Raw genomic sequence first — 18,114 nt, forward strand, 5'->3', positions numbered from 1 at the left:
CCAGCAGGAGGGCTGGTTTCGACAAGCTCAACCAGCGATGGCGGGCTCGGTCGGCGGTGGTGGTAAGTTCGCTGAACGTGCGGTGCGACTGCCCGCGTGAACCTGCACCGAGTGGTGCTCGAGTGAAGGAGGTGTCGATCGTGGCCGAAGTCTTTCGTGCCCCCGTCCGTTCCTTCACTCGACGTGGGGCCGCTCGCCGCTAGCATCCTCGCCGACGGCCGCGGCCTCCCCACCCTTGGAGACCGCAGTGTCCTTCTTCGGCGACGACTTCGTCGTCCCCACTTTCACCGTCTTCGACATCGATGACGGTCAGCGCAGGTCCACGTGGCCTGCCACCATGCCAACAGAGCGCGGCCCCAGGCCGCATCCCGACTGGGTCGTCACCTCGGCCGCCGCCGTCGACACCGAGCTCGGCATCCTGAAAACCGGCAAGGAGGCCGACGTCTTCCTGCTGGAACGTGCGGTGCCGAGCGCAGTGCCCGATGTCGACGGCGGGCGCTCCGTCGTGCTCGCCGCCAAGCGCTACCGCGGCGCCGAGACGAGCGACTTCCACCGCTCGAGCGACTACACCGCTGGCCGCCGCGTGCGGAACACCCGCGACATGCGCGCGATGGCCCGCAAATCCGACTACGGACGTTCGGTCGCCGCCGTCCAATGGGCCGCAGCGGAGTTCAGCGCGCTGTGCGGTGCGTGGGGCATCGGCATCCCCGTCCCGTATCCCGTGCAGGTGCAGGGCACGGAGATCCTGATGGAGTTCATCGGCGATCCGTTCGCACGGAGGGCTGCCCCTCGTTTGGCATCCGCGTCGCTGACCGCCGACCAAGTCCTCTCGTGCTTCGACCAGGTCGTGGAGATCATGCACCGGTTCGCGCTGGCGCAGACCGCGCACGGAGACCTCTCGCCGTACAACCTCCTTGTGCAGGACGACCGCGTCGTCGTCATCGACCTGCCGCAGATCGTCGACCTGATCGGCAATCCGAACGGATTCGATCTGCTCGAGCGCGACGTGCGCAACGTGTGCACGTGGTTCCAGCGACGCGGGGTGCCGGTCGACGCCGACGCACTCTTCGGCGAGCTGTGCGCCGACGCGTTCGGTTGACGGCGAGCACGGCTGGAGGGCAAGCGTCGTCGTCCGGACGTCCGGGGCGCTGGTAGACTCGTGTACCGAACTTCGGCGAGGGATGCCGGCACCGGCTCGAACGCGCCAGGCGCGACTTCGCAGGTGCAGCATCCGTGATCGACGCGGTGGACCAGGCTCACGTCTGTCCTCACGCTGACATGCAGCACGAGTTGACAACGAATCCCCAAAACGACGTGGGCCGAATGCCCACCGAAAGCGAGACATCACCATGGCTGACGACAGCAACAAGGTTGTCGCGGAGACCCGCGACCAGTTCGGCAAGGGCGCGGCGCGCAAGATCCGTGCAGCAGGCAAGATCCCTGCCGTCCTCTACGGTCACGGCACCGACCCGCAGCACGTCACGCTGCCGGCGCACCAGCTCGGCCTGATCCTGCGCAAGGCGAACGCCGTGCTCGAACTCGACATCGCCGGCAAGTCCCAGCTCGCCCTGGTCAAGGACGTGCAGAAGGATCCGGTGCACCAGATCATCGAGCACATCGACCTCATCATCGTGCGCCGCGGCGAGAAGGTTCAGGTCGAGGTCCCCGTACACATCGAGGGCGAGTCGTTCTCCGGCACCATCGTCGTGCAGGACCTCGCGACCGTGTCGCTCGAGGCCGAGGCCACGCACATCCCGGAGCGTATCGTCGTTGACGTGGAGGGCCTCGAGGAGGGCACGCACATCACGGCGGCCGACCTGAAGCTGCCGTCCGGTGCCATCCTGCTGGGCGACCCCGAGGCGCTCGTCGTCGCCATCGCCCTGCCGGCTGCTCCGGTCGAGGAGGAGACGGAAGAGGCAGAGGAGGCCGCAGAGGCCGAGGCTGCCGAGTCCGAGGCTCCCGCCGAGTCCGGCGAGTAGTCAGACCTCAGCGTTCGACCACCGAACAGCAAGCAACCGAACAGCAAGCGGAGCGCGCGCATGGCGGAGCAGCCCTGGCTCATCGTCGGCCTCGGCAACCCCGGCACGCAGTACGAGCGCACTCGCCACAACATCGGACAGATGGTGGTGGACGAGCTCGCGCGCCGCGCATCCGCCACGTTCAAGACGCACAAGACCAACGCGAGGGTCGCCGAGGGACGCATCGTCCCCGGCGGCCCTCGCCTGGTCCTGGCGAAGCCGAACACGTTCATGAACGTGTCGGGCGGCCCCGTCGCCCAGCTCGTGCGGTTCTATTCGATCGAGCCGTCGCGGCTGATCGTCGTGCACGACGAGCTCGACATCCCGTTCGACACCATCAAGCTCAAGTCAGGTGGCGGCCACGGTGGCCACAACGGCGTGCGCGACATCGCGAGCGCCATCGGCACGCCCGATTTCATCCGTGTGCGCGTCGGTGTCGGCCGCCCGCCTGGACGAACGGATGCCGCAGACCACGTGCTCAGCCCGTTCACGTCCAGCGAGCGTCAGGTTCTGCCGAACCTCGTCTCCGACGGGGCGGATGCCGTCGAGCACGTCACAACGGACGGCCTGACCTCCGCGCAGCAGCGCTACCACTCGCCGTCGGCCTGACGATCCGCGGTGTGCTCCCGCGGCACACTGTGTGCTCGTGCGGAACGGTGTGCTCCCGCGGCAATGTTCGGCTCGAAACGGCGCGTCGTCGTGCCGGATGCGGCGTGTCGCGGTCGACTGCCGCCCGAGCGCACGGCTGTGCAGCGAGCATCCTCACGGGTGGCTCCGAGCCGAAGCAAGGTCATCGCCGGGCATACGCACATGGTCGGCTCGTAACCTCGCCGCATGCAGTTGTTCACCCGGGAATGGGGCAGCGGCGACCGAGTCGCGGTTCTCGTGCACGGCCTCTTCAGCAGCTCCCGCACCTGGCACCGGCTTGGCCCCGATCTCGCCGACAAGGGTTACCGGGTGATCGCCGTCGATCTCGCCGGTCACGGCCGGAGTCCTCGGTCCAACTGGTACTCGCTCTCCGGCCTGGTGCGGAGCATCGCGGACACCGTTCCGCTGAAGCCTGAGCTCGCCATCGGCCACTCCCTCGGCGGGCTCGCCCTCTCCCGACTCGTCGCCCGGCTCCAGCCAGACCGCGCGGTCTACATCGATCCGGCGTTCCTCGGCTCACGTCTGCCGTGGTGGCAGCGGGCGGGCGCGCCGATGCTGTTCCACGGCATTCTGAACCGGCAGGAGCGCAGCATCCAGCGCAGCAACCCGCGCTGGGGCAGCGACGACGTGGCGATCGAGGTCGGCGACTACGCCGCTTTCGACCGCAAGTTCTTCAAACGCTTCGGCGACGGCCACGCGATGCCTCTGACCGCGCCGGATCGCATGGCCGTGCCGTCGATGATGATGCTCGCCGACCGGTCGAAGATGGTCAGCACGTCGGTGGCCGACCGGCTGCGTCGGGTGGGCTTCGAGATCCGCACGGTCGCGGGTGCCGGGCACACCGTGCATCGGGATGACTTCGCGGGGTTTCGGCGGGCGCTGACGGGGTGGGCGTAGCCGACTCCGTCCCCCTCACCGCCGCACGGCGTACTCCGCGATGAGCACGCCGGTGCTGGTCGGAGTCGCACGCGTGAGCTCGAGGTCGACCCGATCCGCCTCCCCGAACATGCGGGTACCGGTGCCGAGCGCGATCGGATGGATCAGCAGACTGTAGGTGTCGATCAGCCCGACAGCGTGCAAGGACCGGATGAGCTCGCCGCTGCCCATGATCATGAGGTGCGGAACCTCGTTGCGCTCGCAGAGTGCCCGCACCGTGTCGACCGCGTCTCCGGCAAGAAGCCGCGAGTTGGCGAACTCCAGCTCGGTGCCGGCGGAGCGCGACACCACGTACTTCGGCGATCGCAGGAGCACATCGGCGAACGGATTGGGGCCGGCGTTCTTCGTCCAGTGGGTCAGCACGTCCTCGTATGTGCGGCGCCCGAACAGGAGGGCGCCAGGCCGAGCCATGCCCTCGCCGGCGTAGGACGCCGAGATGTTGTCTTGATAGCCGTTCGCCCAGCCGCCCTGGGTGAAGCCGCCGCGAGTGTCTTCATCCGCTCGTCCCGGTCCTTGCATCACGCCGTCGAGGGTGAGGCTCTGGAAGACGCCGATCGTGGTCATGGGGGACTCCTTCCGATGATGCCGGCTCCTGGCCGTGCGCCCGCATGACGATCGAAGGATGGCACGATCGACAGTGCCGTCTGCGCGGCCACTCTCATCCTTACTCTCCAGGGCTGACCGGGCCACCCGCTACGCTCGATGCGGACCGACCTCCCGGTCGCTCCCCGGACGAGATGCGCCGTACCCGGATCCGACGACGACGCTGCCGGAGGGCAACGTGGAAATCGTCATTCAGATCGTGGGATCCCTGCTCGTGCTCGCGGGTTTCGCGCTTGCCCAGTGGGGGGTGCTCGACCAGAAGGCGGTCTTCTACCTCGTCTTGAACGTGGCGGGGTCGGGCATTCTTGCGCTCGAGGCGGTCTTCACATCCCAATGGGGTTTCCTGCTGCTGGAGGGCGTCTGGGCGATCGTCTCGCTCGTCGGCCTCATGGGAGTGCTGAAGTCGCGATTGACGCGTCGCACCGTCACGAACGCCGGCCGCGGAACAGGCGGTGACGACGCCGAGCCGTGATGACGACACTCGTGGTGGCGGCGGAAGCCGGATAGACGCGTCCGTCGGCTCCGATGACGAGCTCAGGAAGCCCGCCGGGTATCTCGTTCGGCAGGGGAGGATGAACTCCAGACATGATGTTTCCTCATTCCGCTTCGGATGTCAGAAGAGGAGCACCCACGGCGCCATCTTGATACACGCGAAGTTTCTTCTCGTACGCGTGTATCACAGTGCAGCCGTCTGACTCCTCACTTGTCGGAAGGGGTTCACCATGAGGGACATCACGACGGACGATCAGGTGCGCGAAACCGCGACCGGAACCGTGCAGTCGACGGCTGCACGGCCGGGTGCGCCGCAGAGAGAGCGCCTCGCGCAGATCGCATTCGAGGTCACACAACCGATCACCATCATTCGGCCGGAATGACCTCCTTGCCGCAGGCCGACCTGCACGCCACAGTGGTGTTCATGGGGGCTGGTGAATCCGCGGAGGCATCCGCTCGTCCCGTTCACGCGGTGGCGGCGGATGCCTTCCGCTCCTGGCTGGACGGCGACACGACGGCGATGCCGCGGTTGGTTCGTGCCATGAATCCGGTGTTGTGGCACGTGGTTCGCGCCTACCGCATCGATACCGCGACGGCGAAAGACGTCGTGCAGGAGACGTGGGCGCGATTCGTGCGCGGATACGCCGGGATTGACGACCCGGATGCCGTCACGGCCTGGCTCACCGTCACCGCACGCAGGGAGGCCTGGCGCACGGTGAAACGACTCGCCGACGACACACCACTGGACGTCGAAGCGCTCGAACCGCGCCTCGGGACAGTTCCTTCCGCGGAGGAATCCGCCGTGCGCGGCATCTCGAACGACCACCTCTGGAGTTGCGTGCGAACCCTGTCGGAGCGCTGCCAGCGCCTGCTGCGCATCATCGCGTTCGACGACAAACCCGACTATCGCCGCATCGCCGCGGAGACCGGCATGCGCATCGGCAGCATCGGACCGACGCGGTCCCGCTGCCTCGACCGTTTGCGCGACCTGATCGCGGAAGGAACCCGATGACACCTGAAACACTCGGCGATGCCGAACTGCTCGCCGCGCTGCGGCGCATGTGGGAGCAGAACGACCCGCCTCCGGAGGACCTCGACGCACTCGCGCTGGCGGCAGTCGAGAGAGCCGAGCTCGACGACGACCTGATCGTGCTCGAGCTCTTCTCGGAGGACCTCGCGTTCGCGAACGTGCGTGGCGTCGGCGAGCGCACTCTTCGCTTCGTGTCGGGCGGATATGAGGTGCTCCTGCGCATCGTGCGCGAGCCGGAGGGCTTCCGTATCGACGGCTGGAGCACTCCGCCCACCGAGGGTGTCGTACACGTCGACGTCGACGGACGCGAGCGGGCATCCGAATCGGATGCCCTCGGCCGCTTCGCCTTCACCCGGATCGCCCCGGGCAGAGCGGTCGTGTCTCTGACCGTTGCACCGAACCCGTCGCCCGTGTGGGCGACATCGGCATTCGCGCTCTGAGCTGACGAGGTGTGAGTCGAGGCGTTCCGGGTCGAGCACGAAGAACACGAGCACAAACAGAGCCACGAGCACGAGCACGAGCACTGAAGGGTGCGCGCGGGCGCCCCATCGCATCCGTCATCGCCGTTCGTAGACGAGCGGCCGAACATCAGTACACCGAGAGGACCGCAGCATGATCGAGAACTCGAACGCCCGACCGATACGCCACGTGAGGCACTGGAAGCCGCAGACGCCGCCGGCCGAGGTCGGGGTGCTCACCGCGGAGACCGCGAAGGCGATCCCGGTTCCCGGGGTGGTGGCTCATCCGACCGTCTATGCACCGGACCAGCTCCTGGTGTCGACCCTCGGCGATGTGGATGGCACGTTGGACCTCCTGTCGCAAGCGGCCGCGTCCTTCGGTTGGGAGATCCCGCGGGAGCGCGTGACCTCGGTTGCACATGTCGATGAAGACGACGAGACGCGGTCCCGCCGTACGGCGACGCACGCCTGGGCGACCGGTCCGCTCGGTGCGAAGCGGGTGGTCATCGCTCCCGGTGAGAACAGCACCCAGGCGCCGAACGCCTGGCTCGTCCTGCAGAAGGCACGGATGCTCGCGCCAGGCAACGTGCTCCCCGGAGTCGGCCTCAACCACGTGCTGACGGTGGGATCGGGGATCGTGGTCGATCCGTACGAGCAGACCAACCCGTACGAGCAGACCAACCCGTACGAGCAGACGAACCCGTACGAGCAGACGAACCCGTACGAGCAGACGAACCCGTACGAGCAGACGAACCCGTACGAGCAGACGAATCCCGTCGCCCCGATCAATGCGCGGTTGCCGTACAGCGCAATTGCTGGATATGCGATTCCGGGCTCCGGCGGACTTCAGCCAGTGGCACTCACCTTGTCGCGCCCTGTCCGATCCGCGAGGTCTTCCCGCACGGTCGTCGGGGTGCTGGACAGCGGGTGCGGAAAACATCCCTGGTTCGACGAGCGCGGCGGCGACCTTGTCGTGCATCGCGACGTCGTGGTGACGTTGCCCGACGGAACCACTGAGCCGATCGGATACCGCGACGCCCAGCACGACAGCGACGTTCACGGAGACGTGACCGGTCCGCTGGACGGGGCACTCGATCCGATTGCCGGCCACGGAACGTTCATGGCCGGTCTGATCCACCAGGCCAGCCCGGACTCGGACATCGTCGCTTGGAGGATTGTCGAGCCAGATGGCACGGTCGGCGAGGACCAACTGCTCGAGGCACTGTCACGCGTGGCGAAGCTCGTGACTGCTGAAGCCCAAGGCACAGGTGGTCAGCGGATCGATGTGCTCGTCTTGTCGCTCGGCTACTACCACGAGACTCCGCAGGATGGCTTGTACGACATCACGCTCTACCAGTTGCTTTCGGCCATAGGTCGCACCGGCACAGTGATCGTGTGCTCGGCCGGCAATGACGCCACCGATCGGCCTCAGTTTCCGGCGGCATTCTCGGACTGGGAGGGGGTCGAAGGAGAGAGATTCGTTCAGCCACCCCTCGATTCGACGCCGATCGTCTCGGTCGGGGCCCTCAACCCCAACGGCACGATCGCACTGTTCAGCAATGACGGGCCGTGGGTACGTGCATGGGCTCCAGGGGCGTCGGTCGTGAGCACCATGCCGCCGCTCAACGGCGGCTTCAATCCGATCGGTTCGCGTCGATTCGAAGGCGCCCTGCGAACATCGATCGATCCAGACGACTTCCGCGGTGGTTTCGCTGTCTGGAGCGGTACATCATTCGCCGCGCCGGTCATGGCTGGGCAGATCGCGAGAGCGATCGATCAGCTGGGTGCGGCATCGAGCTCGGATGAGCGGCGTGTTCGCGCCCGGGCCGCAATCGTGCAGGCCATGGGGGAGGCACCGACAGTGCGCTGACCGATCGAAACTGCACGCTCCACGGCGCGTCCGGCGGTCATAATCAGAGGATGCTCTCAGCGGTCGAGCTGTACGACCGGGGCGTCGCGCTTCTGAATGCCGGCAGGCATGCAGCAGCTCGGCGAGCTCTGGACTCAGCGGCGCAGCGTGCCGATGATCCCAATCTGCGCGCACGGATTGCGGGAACGCTCTCGTACCTCGTGCTCGACATGGGAGAGCCTGATCGTGCAGAACACCTGTGTCGAAACGCTCTTCGAACACCAGGGTTGACAGCTCAGACCAGGGGAGTGCTTTTCGGCCAGCTCGGGCTGATCGAGCGGCATGGTGGGAACTCGCGTGATGCTCTGCGTCTGCTCACGCAGGCGGCCCGGCTCATCGATGGCGATCCGACGACCGCAGGACGGATCGCCATGAATCGAGGCAATACGCTCCTCGATCTTGGCCGGTTTCCTGAAGCGCTCAAGGCCTTCGAATCCGCCGCTCGCCTGCTGCACGATGGCGGCCTTTTCGATGCCGCAGCCAAGGCGACCCACAACCAGGGATACGCCTCGCTGCTCGCCGGTGACCTCGTCTCGGCACTGCGTCACATGGATGCGGCACGAGAACGGGCTTCGGCCGCCTCGCCGGTCGACGCAGCTGTCGGAGAGGTCGATCGCGCGGAGGCACTGATCGCTGCTGGGATGCCGTTCGAGGCATCAGCGACGCTGGCAGCCGCCGCCGCGGTCTACCGCGCCCATCGTCTGCGACTTCGTCAGGCGGACGCGGTGTGGCGGCGCTCCCGGTCCATGCTGTACTTCGATCCGGCCGAGGCAGCGCGACTGGCTCGGTCTGCGGGTCGCCTCTTCCGATCACACGGCAACGAGGCTGGCGCGTTGCGGGCTCGCGCAGTTGCGCTCCGTGCTGATGCCGCCGGAGGTGTCCACTCGCAACACCTTCTCGATCAACTCGACAGCCTGACCGTGCAATTGGCTCGACGAGGGCTACGGGAGGACGCCGGCGACCTGCGGCTTGTGGCTCAGCGCGTCCGCATGCGGCGCGGTGGGGAAGCTGCCGCTCGAGCCGTACTGCATGGAACTCGTATTCCGCGTGATGTCCCCATTGCACGCCGGATCATCTCGCGAGAAGTGCGTGCGGAGGCCGCGGCCGTTCTGGGCGACGATCGACGCGTCGTGCGAGAGGCAGCGATCGGACTTGAAGAACTGGCGCAATGGCAGGCGCTCTTCAGGTCCGTGGACCTGCAGACGAGCACCGCCATGCACGGTCAGGCTCTGACGAAGCAGGGGATCGCGGCCGCACTCAGGGCTGGCGACGCGCGGATCGCGTTCGACTGGTCCGAGCGGGCGCGCAGTGTCGCGAGCCATTCGCCGGTGCCGCGGCCCCCGGCGGATCCGCAGACGGCGGCTGATCTCGCCGAGCTCCGTGCTTTGCGTCTCTCCGGCGATCACTCGACGTTCGAACATCGGCACGAAGCGGAGTTGCGCGACCGTATCCGAACGCGTCACTGGGCAAGCGAAGGAGCAGGAGTCCTCGCCCGGCATGCGACGCTCGATGAAGCCCAGGAGTCGCTCGACGACCGCACCGTCCTCGTCGCTTATCTCTGGTCGGGTGAACGACTGGTCGCGTTGGTCGTGGAGCCGGACGCTGCCAGCGCGATCGATCTGAGCCCTGACCGGTACGGCACCGCCGAGCGCGCGGCGCTCTTCGCCGATCTCGACATGCACGCCGCGAGGCTCGACGGGGCGATGGGCGCCGCGGTGGCGGCGTCGGTTGCGGATCGCGTGACAGCCCTCGACGAGCTGCTCGTCGCGCCCGTGATGGCGGCGTCGGAACGTGCGGCCTCGGCGGGCAGCCGGGTTGTCGTCGTCGCACCGGGCATCCTTGCGGGCGTGCCATGGACCATGCTCGGGGGCCTGGCCGGCCACCCGGTGACGGTGCCGTTGTCCGCGACGAGATGGATCGCGGAGCGGAATGCCCGCGAAGTCGTCGGATGCGGTGTCTCCGCAGGGTTCGTGGCCGGGCCGCGCGTGCCACGAGCGGATGAGGAGGTTGGACGGGCCGCATCCGCATGGTCGGACACCATCACACTGCAGGGTGAGGCCGCGACGACCGATGCGGCCTCGGCGCTCGCCGCCGGTGTGGACGTGTTCCACCTCGTCGGCCACGGCCGGCATGCGGCCGACAACCCGCACTTCTCCGGTGTCGAGCTCGCGGACGGCCCCTGGTTCGGCTACGACATCGAACGCATCGAGCGCATGCCGTCGACTGCACTGATCTCCGCGTGCGAGTTGGGCAGATCGTCCATCGGCTGGGGGCATGAGGCTCTCGGCATGGCCCGATCGTGGTTGCACGCTGGGACGCTCAGCGTGATCGCGTCACCGGTCAGCGTGAACGACGATGATGCGTGCGAGCTTCTCAGCGCCGTGCACGCGCGGCTGGCGATGGGTTCAGCTCCCGCGGTTGCGCTGGCCGAGGCGACCCAGTCAACCGGAATCGCTGCACCGTTCCTCTGCTACGGAGCGGGCTGGTAGCAACGCTGCGCCACGGGGCCTGGCACACCGTGACGACGAGTGAACATGTAGCGCCCACAGAAGCGCCAGGCGCCCGCACTAGCGAGACGTCCGGCGCTCCATCGTGCTAATTCGTGCGGTCGTATGGGTCGGGACGGCGGACGATGAGTGCGAGCAACCAGGCCATGCGGATCCTCCTCGATGAGTTGTGAAGCACTGCGATCGAGGAGACGCTAGCGCTTGCGCGGCGTCAAGAGAACACCTCGGATGAAGTTGTGGAGAACTCGCTCACCGTCCGTGCGCGGCCAGGATCTGGTCGAGGTCGATGTGGTCGAGGAGCTGCTTCCAGTCGAGGTCGCGTGCGATGTCCTCGACGTCCTTCTCTGCGAAGACCTTGCCGTTGCGCTGCACGATGACACCTTCGGGGACGATCGCGTTCAGCTCTGCGAGCACCGCGTTGTTCACCGCCTCGGTGTCGAAGTCGGCGCCGTAGCGTGCGTACACGTCGGCGGGCACGGTGTAGTCGATGATCGTGATCTCGGTCGCCATGTCGCGAGCCTAACCACGGCGCCCTGGCCCGGCGACCCTCGCCCCACCAATTCCCGACCCGCCCACCGCCCCGCCCCTCAAATGCCGAGCCACCCCTCAAATGCCGAGCCACCCCTCTATTCGCGTGAACAGAGGGGTGGCTCGACAATTACCTGCGGGTTCGGCGTGGCCGCACGTGCGGCGTGGCCGCACGTGCGGGCTTCAGCCCTGGTGCGCTGCCTGCAGGTCGATCGTGATGGTCACGTCGTCGCCGAGCAGCATGCCGCCGGTCTCGAGTGCGGCGTTCCAGGTGAGGCCGAAGTCCTCGCGCTTGATGACGGCCTTCGCGCTCGCACCGGCCTTGTAGTTGCCGTACGCGTCGGGGCCGAAGCCGCCGAACTCGAAGTCGAACGTCACCGGCTTGGTGATGCCCTTGATGGTGAGGTTGCCGTCGACGAGCAGGTCGCCGTTCTCGACGCGGGCGCCGGTGGAGACGAAGTCGATCGTCGGGTAGGTGTCGGCCTCGAAGAAGTCGCCGGTGCGCAGGTGGTTGTCGCGGTTCGGCTCGTTCGTGTTGATGGATGCGACCTCGGCGTGAGCCTCGACGGTCGCCTCGAGCGGGTTGGCGGGCGTGACGAACGTCGCGTGGAACTTCTCGAACTTGCCCTTCACCTTGCTGATCATGAGGTGACGGATGCTGAAGGAGACCTCGCTGTGCGCGGGGTCGATCACCCAGGTGCCCTCGCGGTAGCCGGGGATGTCGAGCGTGGTCGTTGCGGTGTCGGTCATTGTTCTCCTAGTACGAGCGGATGGAGGAAAAAGGATGCGCGGACTCTCCCGCACACCTATGCAAACGCATGGTCACCGTGATTATTCCGGGGTCCTAGACTTCGTCCGTGGATCCCGCAGTCATCGAGGCGCTGCAACGAGCTGTCGCCGCCGCCCCGAATGAAACCGTCCTCCGGATTCACCTCGCTGAATGCTTGCTTGCGGCATCACGTTACGCGGAAGCGCTCGCCCAGGTCAGCACGGTGCTCGAGGCTGAGCCAGGCAATGCGGATGCCCGCGCGATCGCGATCCGCACGGCGAACTCGGTCACAGAGTCCCTTCGAACTGGCGACCGTCGCGCTCTGGCTGACACGGAGCAGGCGATGTCCGCCCCGACCGAAGCACTCGTTCCTCAGGCGTCTGAGCTGCCTGAGCCTGGGCATGAGGAACAGATGCCGGTCGGCCCGCCGGTCTACGACTGGAGCGCCGCCGAGACCGAACTCGCAGGACTCGTGCCGCCGATGTTCGTGGACCCGTCTGACGCGACGGCGCGCACTGAAGGTTCGCGCGATCGCGTGACCATGGCTGATGTCGCGGGGATGGCCGACGTCAAGAAGCGCGTGGAGGCAGCCTTCCTGGCGCCGCTGCGCAATCCGAAGCTCCGATCGCTGTACGCGAAGAGTCTGCGCGGCGGGCTGCTTCTCTACGGACCTCCTGGGTGCGGCAAGACGTTCATCGGCCGGGCGATCGCTGGTGAGCTGGGTGCGCAGTTCCTGTCGGTGAGCCCGACAGACATCCTGGACGGGATGTTGGGTGCGAGCGAACGGAACATGCATCTGGTGTTCGAGTACGCACGATCGCACTCTCCGTGCGTTGTGTTCTTCGACGAGGTCGACGCGCTGGGGAGACGGCGGAGCTCGTCGCACAATGACGGCATCCGCGGAACCATCGATCAGCTGCTGACCGAACTCGACGGTGTCGGTTCAGACAACGACGGTGTCTTCGTGTTGGCGGCCACGAACCAACCGTGGGACGTCGACCCTGCCCTTCGTCGGCCGGGCCGATTCGATCGCACGATGCTCGTGCTCCCTCCGGATCGTGTGGCGCGTGAGGCGTTGTTCCGCGCCGCGCTCGAGACCCGGCCGATCGAGCTGGTCGACGTCCCGAAATTGGCTGCCGCCACCGGCGGACTCTCGGGCGCCGACATCGGCTACGTGTGCGATATCGCCACGGAGCAAGCGCTGCTCGAGAGCGTCGAGACGGGTTCCGTGCGCATGGTCTCGATGGCTCACCTGGAGGCGGCCATCGCAGAGGTGCAGTCATCCGTCGGCCCGTGGCTCGATACTGCCCGGACCATGGTCACGTTCGGCTCCGATGACGGGACGTACGCCGAGCTTCGTGCCTATCTCAAGAAGGCCAGGCGAGGGTGAGCGTACAGAGCGCGCTTGCTCTCGCGCAGACCTGGCTGAATTCGGATCGACCTGATCGTGCGCTCGAAGCCCTGGCTGACGAAGTGCGGAAAGCTCCCGACGACCCCCGATTGATGGCAATGGCTGGGCGTGCGCACGGCCAGCTCGGCAATCGGGAAGAAGCCGTCGAGTGCGTCGAACGCGCGGTCGCACTCGACCCTTCCGACGAATTCATCTGGCGGAGTGCCGCCGATGTGTATGGCGATGCGGGAGACCTCGAACGTGCACGCGCTGCAGCGTCCCGCGCCGTCGAACTCGCGCCGGACAACCCGTTCGCGCACATGAGTCATGCCGTTGCGCTGCTTCGCCGCCCAGGGCAGCCGCAGAGAGCCACGGCGGCAGCCCGCGAAGCCGTCCGTCTGGCACCGACGGAACCGGGCGCGCACTTCGTGTTGGGCAACGCCTTGTTGGACTCGGGCTACCTCACGGGTGCGGAGAACGAGTACCGAACGGTCCTGTCGCTGGCGCCCGGCCACCCCGGTGCCATCCACAACCTCGGTGTCGCCGGCCTACGGGGCGGTCAGGAGGGCCGCGCACTGGCGGCCTTCTCCGGAACGCTCTCGCTCGACCCGACGATCACGCTCGCGAGGGAGAACCTGATGCGCTCCGTCCTCGTGAGTCTGAACCGCTTGTCGGTGGCCGGTTGGATCGTCGCGGTGGGAGGCCTGGCGCTCTGGGCCTTCACCCTGCGTCCTCCCGGGATGCCGACACCCGCGCGGGGTGCGACGGTGGCGTTCGTCGTGGTCCTTCTCGCCACGATCTATGCACTGAACTCCTTTCCCGGGCATGGTGTCCATGACCTCGTCGTCGGGTACCGCTTCGCGTTCGGCCGGTCTCGCGCCCTTCGTACATCGGCGATCCTCGTTGTGGTCTCGTACGCGATCATCGTCTGCGCGGCGTTTCTGAGCGGCATGCTCCCCGAAGTGTTCTTCGTGGGTTTCATGCTGGTTCAGTACGTCACGAGGCGCTCGCTCAGGCAGGCTCGGCGGGAAGTCGTCGCACCCAGTCCGTACACTTGATCCAGTGATCCTCGAGGGCTTGACCGAGGCGCTTTCGCGCGCCCAGACGTTCGCCGACGCCGTTGACTATGCCCGACGCGATGCGGACTTCTCGGTCACCGCGGGGCTCCGAGTGCCGCTCGCATCCGCGCTGCTCGGCGCGCGTCCGTCCGACAAGCAGGTGCTGCTCATCGTCACGGCGACGGGACGCGAGTCGGAGTCGTTGCGGCAGGCACTGGCATCCGTCGTCCCTGCGGCGGAGGTCGTCGAGTTCCCAGCGTGGGAGACGCTTCCTCACGAGCGGCTGAGTCCGAGCGCCGAGATCGTCGGACGCCGCCTGGCCGCGCTGCGAAGGCTGGGGACGTGGACGCCGGATGCCGGGCATCCGCTGATCGTCGTCGCCTCGGTGCGCGCCGCGCTGCAGCCGCTCGCCGCCGGCCTCGATCTGCTGGAGCCGATCGTGCTCGTCGAGGGGAGCCGCGGACACGATCTCACCGGGATCTCGTCCCGTCTGGTCGATCTCGCGTATGCGCGTGTCGACATGGTCACGCGGCGTGGTGAGTTCGCCGTGCGCGGCGGCATCCTCGACGTCTTCCCGCCGACGGCGGAGCATCCGGTGCGCGTCGACTTCTTCGGCGACGAGGTCGAGCAGATGCGCGCGTTCTCGGTTGCCGACCAACGCTCGCTGCCGCACGACGTGCCTCAGGTCGAGTTGGCGCCCGCGCGTGAACTGCTGCTCACGGACACCGTGCGCCAGCGCGCCGCAGAGATGGCGCACGAGTTCCCCGGGCTGGAGCAGCTGCTGACGAAGGTGGCGGAGGGCATCCCGGTGGAGGGGATGGAGTCTCTGGCGCCCGCACTCGTGGATCGCCTCGTGCCCCTCACCGACTACCTTCCGGACGGCGCGGCCGTCGCCGTGATGTCCCCAGAGCGCGTCTCGGCCCGTGCCGTGAGCCTCGCGGAAACCAATCGCGAGTTCCTCGAGGCCGCGTGGAGCGCAGCGACGGTCGGTGCGGCCGCGCCGATCGACCTCGCGTCCGGCGACTTCATCACGCTGCGTCAGCTTCGCGACGCAGCGCAGCACAGCCGGCCAGGGGAGCCAGCGCCGGATCATCCGTGGTGGACGTTCTCCAGTTTCGACACCGGTGGAGCGGAGCCGATCGTCCCGATCGGCGAGCAGTCCATCGAGGATCTCGTCGAGTCGGCAGGCGACTACGTGCGGGTGGACGCGTCCGCCGTGCCGAGTTTCGCCGGCAACGTGGACGGCGCGATCTCGCACGTCGCGCAGCGGTTGTCCGATGGCTGGCGGGTCGCCATCGTCGCGGCCGGGCACGGCCTGGTGGAGCGCGCCGTCGACGTGCTCGCCGAGAGCGGGCTCGCCGCACGGCAGGTGGACTCCTACCCCGCGGATGCGGAGGCGGGCGTCGCGTACGTGCTCGCGGCATCCGTCGAGCAGGGTTTCGAGCTGCCGGAGGCGAAGCTCGCGCTGATCGGCGAGACAGAGTTCTACGGCCGCACCATCGGCTACGACTCGCGCCAGGTGAAGAAGCTCGGCGTGCGGCGCAAGAACGTCGTGGATCCGCTGCAGCTGAAGCCCGGCGACTTCGTCGTGCACGAGACGCACGGCATCGGCAAGTTCGTCGAACTCGTACAGCGGGAGGTGTCCTCCGGCGGCCGCAACGCCGTGAAGTCCAAGCGCGAGTACCTCGTGCTGGAGTATGCGCCGTCGAGGCGCGGATACCCGGGCGACAAGCTCTACGTGCCGACCGACCAGCTCGACCTGCTCAGCAGGTATGTCGGTGGCGAGGCGCCCCAGCTGTCCAAGATGGGTGGCAGCGACTGGGCGCAGGCCAAGGGCCGTGCCCGCAAGGCGGTGCGAGACATCGCCGTCGAGCTGGTGAAGCTGTACTCGGCGCGCATGGCGTCGAAGGGCCACGCGTTCGGACCGGACACCCCATGGCAGCACGAGCTGGAGGAGGCCTTCCCGTTCGTGGAGACACCGGACCAGCTGCAGACGATCGACGAGGTGAAGGCCGACATGGAGCGGCCGATCCCGATGGACCGCCTCATCTCAGGCGACGTCGGCTTCGGCAAGACCGAGATCGCCGTTCGCGCGGCCTTCAAGGCGGTGCAGGACGGCAAACAGGTGCTGCTGCTGGTGCCGACGACCCTGCTGGTCAGGCAACATTTCGAGACGTTCCAGGAACGGTTCGCCGGGTTTCCGGTGCACCTTCGCCAGCTCAGCCGTTTCCAGACGGACCGGGAGGCGAAAGAGGTCATGGACGGCCTTGCCGACGGCACCGTCGATGTCGTGATCGGCACTCACAGGCTGCTGTCCAAGAACCTCTCGATGAAGGATCTGGGCCTCGTCATCATCGACGAGGAGCAGCGCTTCGGCGTCGAGCACAAGGACGCGCTGAAGAAGCTCAAGACGAACGTGGACGTGCTCGCGATGAGCGCGACGCCCATCCCGCGCACGCTCGAGATGGCGGTGACGGGGATCCGGGAGATGTCGACGCTGGCGACGCCGCCGGAGGACAGGCATCCGATCCTCACGTTCGTCGGCCCGTATTCCGAGAAGCAGGTCGCCGCAGCCATCAGGCGCGAGCTGCTGCGCGAGGGACAGGTGTTCTTCGTGCACAACCGCGTGTCGAGCATCCAGAGGACTGCTTCTCAGCTCGCGGAGCTCGTGCCGGAGGCGCGCATCGCCGTGGCGCACGGCCAGATGAACGAGCACGCGCTGGAGCAGGTCGTCGTCGACTTCTGGGAGCGCAGGTTCGACGTGCTGGTGTGCACGACGATCATCGAGACCGGCCTCGACATCGCCAACTCGAACACGATCATCATCGACCGCGCCGACAAGTACGGGCTGTCCCAGCTGCACCAGCTGCGCGGTCGCGTTGGCCGCGGACGTGAACGTGCCTACGCCTACTTCCTCTGGGATGCCGACAAGCCGCTCTCCGAGACCGCCCACGACCGCCTTTCCACGATCGCGGCCAACAACGAGCTCGGCAGCGGCATGCAGGTCGCGCTCAAGGATCTCGAGATCCGCGGTGCGGGAAACCTCCTCGGCGGTGAACAGTCCGGCCACATCGCGGGCGTGGGCTTCGACCTGTACCTGCGCATGATCGGCGAAGCGGTCGGCACCTTCAGGGGCGAGGTCGCCGAGGGGCAGACGGAGCTGCGGCTGGAGCTGCCGGTTGATGCGCACATCCCGGAGGAGTACGTCGACTCCGAGCGGCTGCGGTTGGAGGCGTACCAGAAGCTGTCGGCGGCATCCGGACCGAATGCGAAGGCGGATGCCATCGACCTCGTTCTCGAGGAGCTCACCGACCGCTACGGCGAGCCCCCGGAGGCCGTCACGAACCTCATCGCGGTGTCCCGGCTGCGTCGGCGTGCCCAGCAGGCCGGACTCTCGGATGTCGTGGCCATGGGATCCAACCTGCGCATCGCCCCCGCCGAACTGCCCGACTCGATCCAGGTGCGGCTGCAGCGCATGTACCCGAAGTCGCGGCTCATCGCGGCGCAGAAGGTGGCACTCGTGCCGCTGCCGGTCACGGACGGCGAATCGCTGCCCGACGCCGAGCTGATCGGATGGGTACGATCACTGCTCGACGCGATCTTCCCGCTTCCGGAGCTGCGCGCTGGAGCTGAAAGCGAAGACCCAGTGGGTCTTCGCCGCGACGCCAGCGCCGGGTGAGCTGTGCTCACTCGGGTCGGCCGGAGCCGAAAGCGGATTTCCGTCTCCTGAGCCGGAGTCCGGGTGCAGGCTGCCTTGTCGGTGCCGCC

Annotated in this window: 18 protein-coding genes and 1 riboswitch; of the genes, 13 read left to right on the forward strand and 5 right to left on the reverse strand. The window is 67.3% G+C overall.

The window, feature by feature from the left end; all coding sequences use genetic code 11:
- The first annotated feature begins 247 nt into the window (after nucleotides 1-247).
- The 4 genes from ACX9R5_RS09340 to ACX9R5_RS09355 all read left to right on the forward strand — a co-directional run bounded on the left by ACX9R5_RS09340 (nucleotide 248) and on the right by ACX9R5_RS09355 (nucleotide 3,563).
- Nucleotides 248-1,099 carry a serine protein kinase RIO gene (locus tag ACX9R5_RS09340; protein ID WP_459408704.1) on the forward strand — a complete coding sequence of 284 codons (852 nt, stop codon included), beginning with the start codon at nucleotides 248-250 and terminating at the stop codon, nucleotides 1,097-1,099.
- 250 nt (nucleotides 1,100-1,349) lie between these two features.
- Complete coding sequence (locus ACX9R5_RS09345) at nucleotides 1,350-1,979, forward strand: 50S ribosomal protein L25/general stress protein Ctc (RefSeq protein ID WP_459408705.1); 630 nt, start codon at nucleotides 1,350-1,352, stop codon at nucleotides 1,977-1,979.
- Between the two features lie 60 nt (nucleotides 1,980-2,039).
- Entirely contained in the window at nucleotides 2,040-2,627 is a 588-nt protein-coding gene (pth, locus tag ACX9R5_RS09350; protein WP_459408706.1) for an aminoacyl-tRNA hydrolase, read from the forward strand.
- 225 nt (nucleotides 2,628-2,852) lie between these two features.
- Nucleotides 2,853-3,563: an alpha/beta fold hydrolase gene (locus ACX9R5_RS09355; RefSeq protein WP_459408707.1), complete on the forward strand. Its 711-nt coding sequence runs from the start codon at nucleotides 2,853-2,855 to the stop codon at nucleotides 3,561-3,563.
- A gap of 15 nt (nucleotides 3,564-3,578) precedes the next feature.
- On the opposite strand, the gene ACX9R5_RS09360 is transcribed toward ACX9R5_RS09355, so the two are convergent.
- Nucleotides 3,579-4,166 (reverse strand): dihydrofolate reductase family protein, encoded by a 588-nt coding sequence (locus tag ACX9R5_RS09360; RefSeq protein ID WP_459408708.1) that lies wholly within the window; start codon nucleotides 4,164-4,166, stop codon nucleotides 3,579-3,581.
- A gap of 141 nt (nucleotides 4,167-4,307) precedes the next feature.
- A riboswitch (guanidine-III (ykkC-III) riboswitch) is annotated at nucleotides 4,308-4,372 on the forward strand.
- Nucleotides 4,373-4,383: 11 nt separating this feature from the next.
- Between ACX9R5_RS09360 and ACX9R5_RS09365 the strand changes: the two genes are divergently transcribed.
- From ACX9R5_RS09365 to ACX9R5_RS09385, 5 genes are all read left to right on the forward strand, one after another.
- A complete protein-coding gene (locus tag ACX9R5_RS09365; RefSeq protein WP_459408709.1) occupies nucleotides 4,384-4,677 on the forward strand; it encodes a CBU_0592 family membrane protein in 294 nt (97 codons plus the stop codon).
- Between the two features lie 250 nt (nucleotides 4,678-4,927).
- Nucleotides 4,928-5,080: a hypothetical protein gene (locus ACX9R5_RS09370; protein ID WP_459408710.1), complete on the forward strand. Its 153-nt coding sequence runs from the start codon at nucleotides 4,928-4,930 to the stop codon at nucleotides 5,078-5,080.
- On the forward strand, nucleotides 5,077-5,709 hold the full coding sequence (locus tag ACX9R5_RS09375) for an RNA polymerase sigma factor (protein WP_459408711.1): 633 nt from the start codon (nucleotides 5,077-5,079) through the stop codon (nucleotides 5,707-5,709). The genes ACX9R5_RS09370 and ACX9R5_RS09375 overlap by 4 nt, the downstream gene beginning before the upstream one ends.
- Entirely contained in the window at nucleotides 5,706-6,167 is a 462-nt protein-coding gene (locus tag ACX9R5_RS09380; RefSeq protein ID WP_459408712.1) for a hypothetical protein, read from the forward strand. Before ACX9R5_RS09375 ends, ACX9R5_RS09380 begins: the two co-directional genes overlap by 4 nt.
- 172 nt (nucleotides 6,168-6,339) lie before the next feature.
- Entirely contained in the window at nucleotides 6,340-8,055 is a 1,716-nt protein-coding gene (locus ACX9R5_RS09385; protein ID WP_459408713.1) for a S8/S53 family peptidase, read from the forward strand.
- A 134-nt stretch (nucleotides 8,056-8,189) separates the two neighbouring features.
- Here the strand turns inward: ACX9R5_RS09385 and ACX9R5_RS09390 are convergent, their stop codons facing one another.
- Together ACX9R5_RS09390 and ACX9R5_RS09395 are read right to left on the reverse strand one after the other, a co-directional pair.
- Nucleotides 8,190-8,549: a hypothetical protein gene (locus ACX9R5_RS09390; protein WP_459408714.1), complete on the reverse strand. Its 360-nt coding sequence runs from the start codon at nucleotides 8,547-8,549 to the stop codon at nucleotides 8,190-8,192.
- A gap of 486 nt (nucleotides 8,550-9,035) precedes the next feature.
- Nucleotides 9,036-9,776: a hypothetical protein gene (locus ACX9R5_RS09395; RefSeq protein WP_459408715.1), complete on the reverse strand. Its 741-nt coding sequence runs from the start codon at nucleotides 9,774-9,776 to the stop codon at nucleotides 9,036-9,038.
- Between ACX9R5_RS09395 and ACX9R5_RS09400 the strand changes: the two genes are divergently transcribed.
- Complete coding sequence (locus tag ACX9R5_RS09400) at nucleotides 9,771-10,583, forward strand: CHAT domain-containing protein (protein WP_459408716.1); 813 nt, start codon at nucleotides 9,771-9,773, stop codon at nucleotides 10,581-10,583. The two genes, ACX9R5_RS09395 and ACX9R5_RS09400, sit on opposite strands and share 6 nt — an antisense overlap.
- A gap of 267 nt (nucleotides 10,584-10,850) precedes the next feature.
- On the opposite strand, the gene ACX9R5_RS09405 is transcribed toward ACX9R5_RS09400, so the two are convergent.
- The gene (locus tag ACX9R5_RS09405; protein ID WP_459408717.1) at nucleotides 10,851-11,111 is read right to left on the reverse strand and encodes a hypothetical protein; all 261 of its coding nucleotides are present in this window, start codon (nucleotides 11,109-11,111) and stop codon (nucleotides 10,851-10,853) included.
- A 201-nt stretch (nucleotides 11,112-11,312) separates the two neighbouring features.
- Nucleotides 11,313-11,879 (reverse strand): YceI family protein, encoded by a 567-nt coding sequence (locus ACX9R5_RS09410; protein ID WP_459408718.1) that lies wholly within the window; start codon nucleotides 11,877-11,879, stop codon nucleotides 11,313-11,315.
- Nucleotides 11,880-11,986: 107 nt separating this feature from the next.
- On the opposite strand from ACX9R5_RS09410, the gene ACX9R5_RS09415 reads away from it, so the two are divergent.
- From ACX9R5_RS09415 to mfd, 3 genes are read left to right on the forward strand one after another with little or no spacing between them, the layout of a single operon-like run.
- Nucleotides 11,987-13,288, forward strand: coding sequence for an AAA family ATPase (locus ACX9R5_RS09415; protein WP_459408719.1), 1,302 nt, complete (start codon nucleotides 11,987-11,989; stop codon nucleotides 13,286-13,288).
- Nucleotides 13,285-14,346: a tetratricopeptide repeat protein gene (locus ACX9R5_RS09420; protein ID WP_459408720.1), complete on the forward strand. Its 1,062-nt coding sequence runs from the start codon at nucleotides 13,285-13,287 to the stop codon at nucleotides 14,344-14,346. The genes ACX9R5_RS09415 and ACX9R5_RS09420 overlap by 4 nt, the downstream gene beginning before the upstream one ends.
- A gap of 4 nt (nucleotides 14,347-14,350) precedes the next feature.
- On the forward strand, nucleotides 14,351-18,025 hold the full coding sequence (mfd, locus tag ACX9R5_RS09425) for a transcription-repair coupling factor (RefSeq protein WP_459408721.1): 3,675 nt from the start codon (nucleotides 14,351-14,353) through the stop codon (nucleotides 18,023-18,025).
- Nucleotides 18,026-18,114: the final 89 nt, after the last annotated feature.

This window comes from Rathayibacter sp. CAU 1779, from assembly GCF_054551755.1.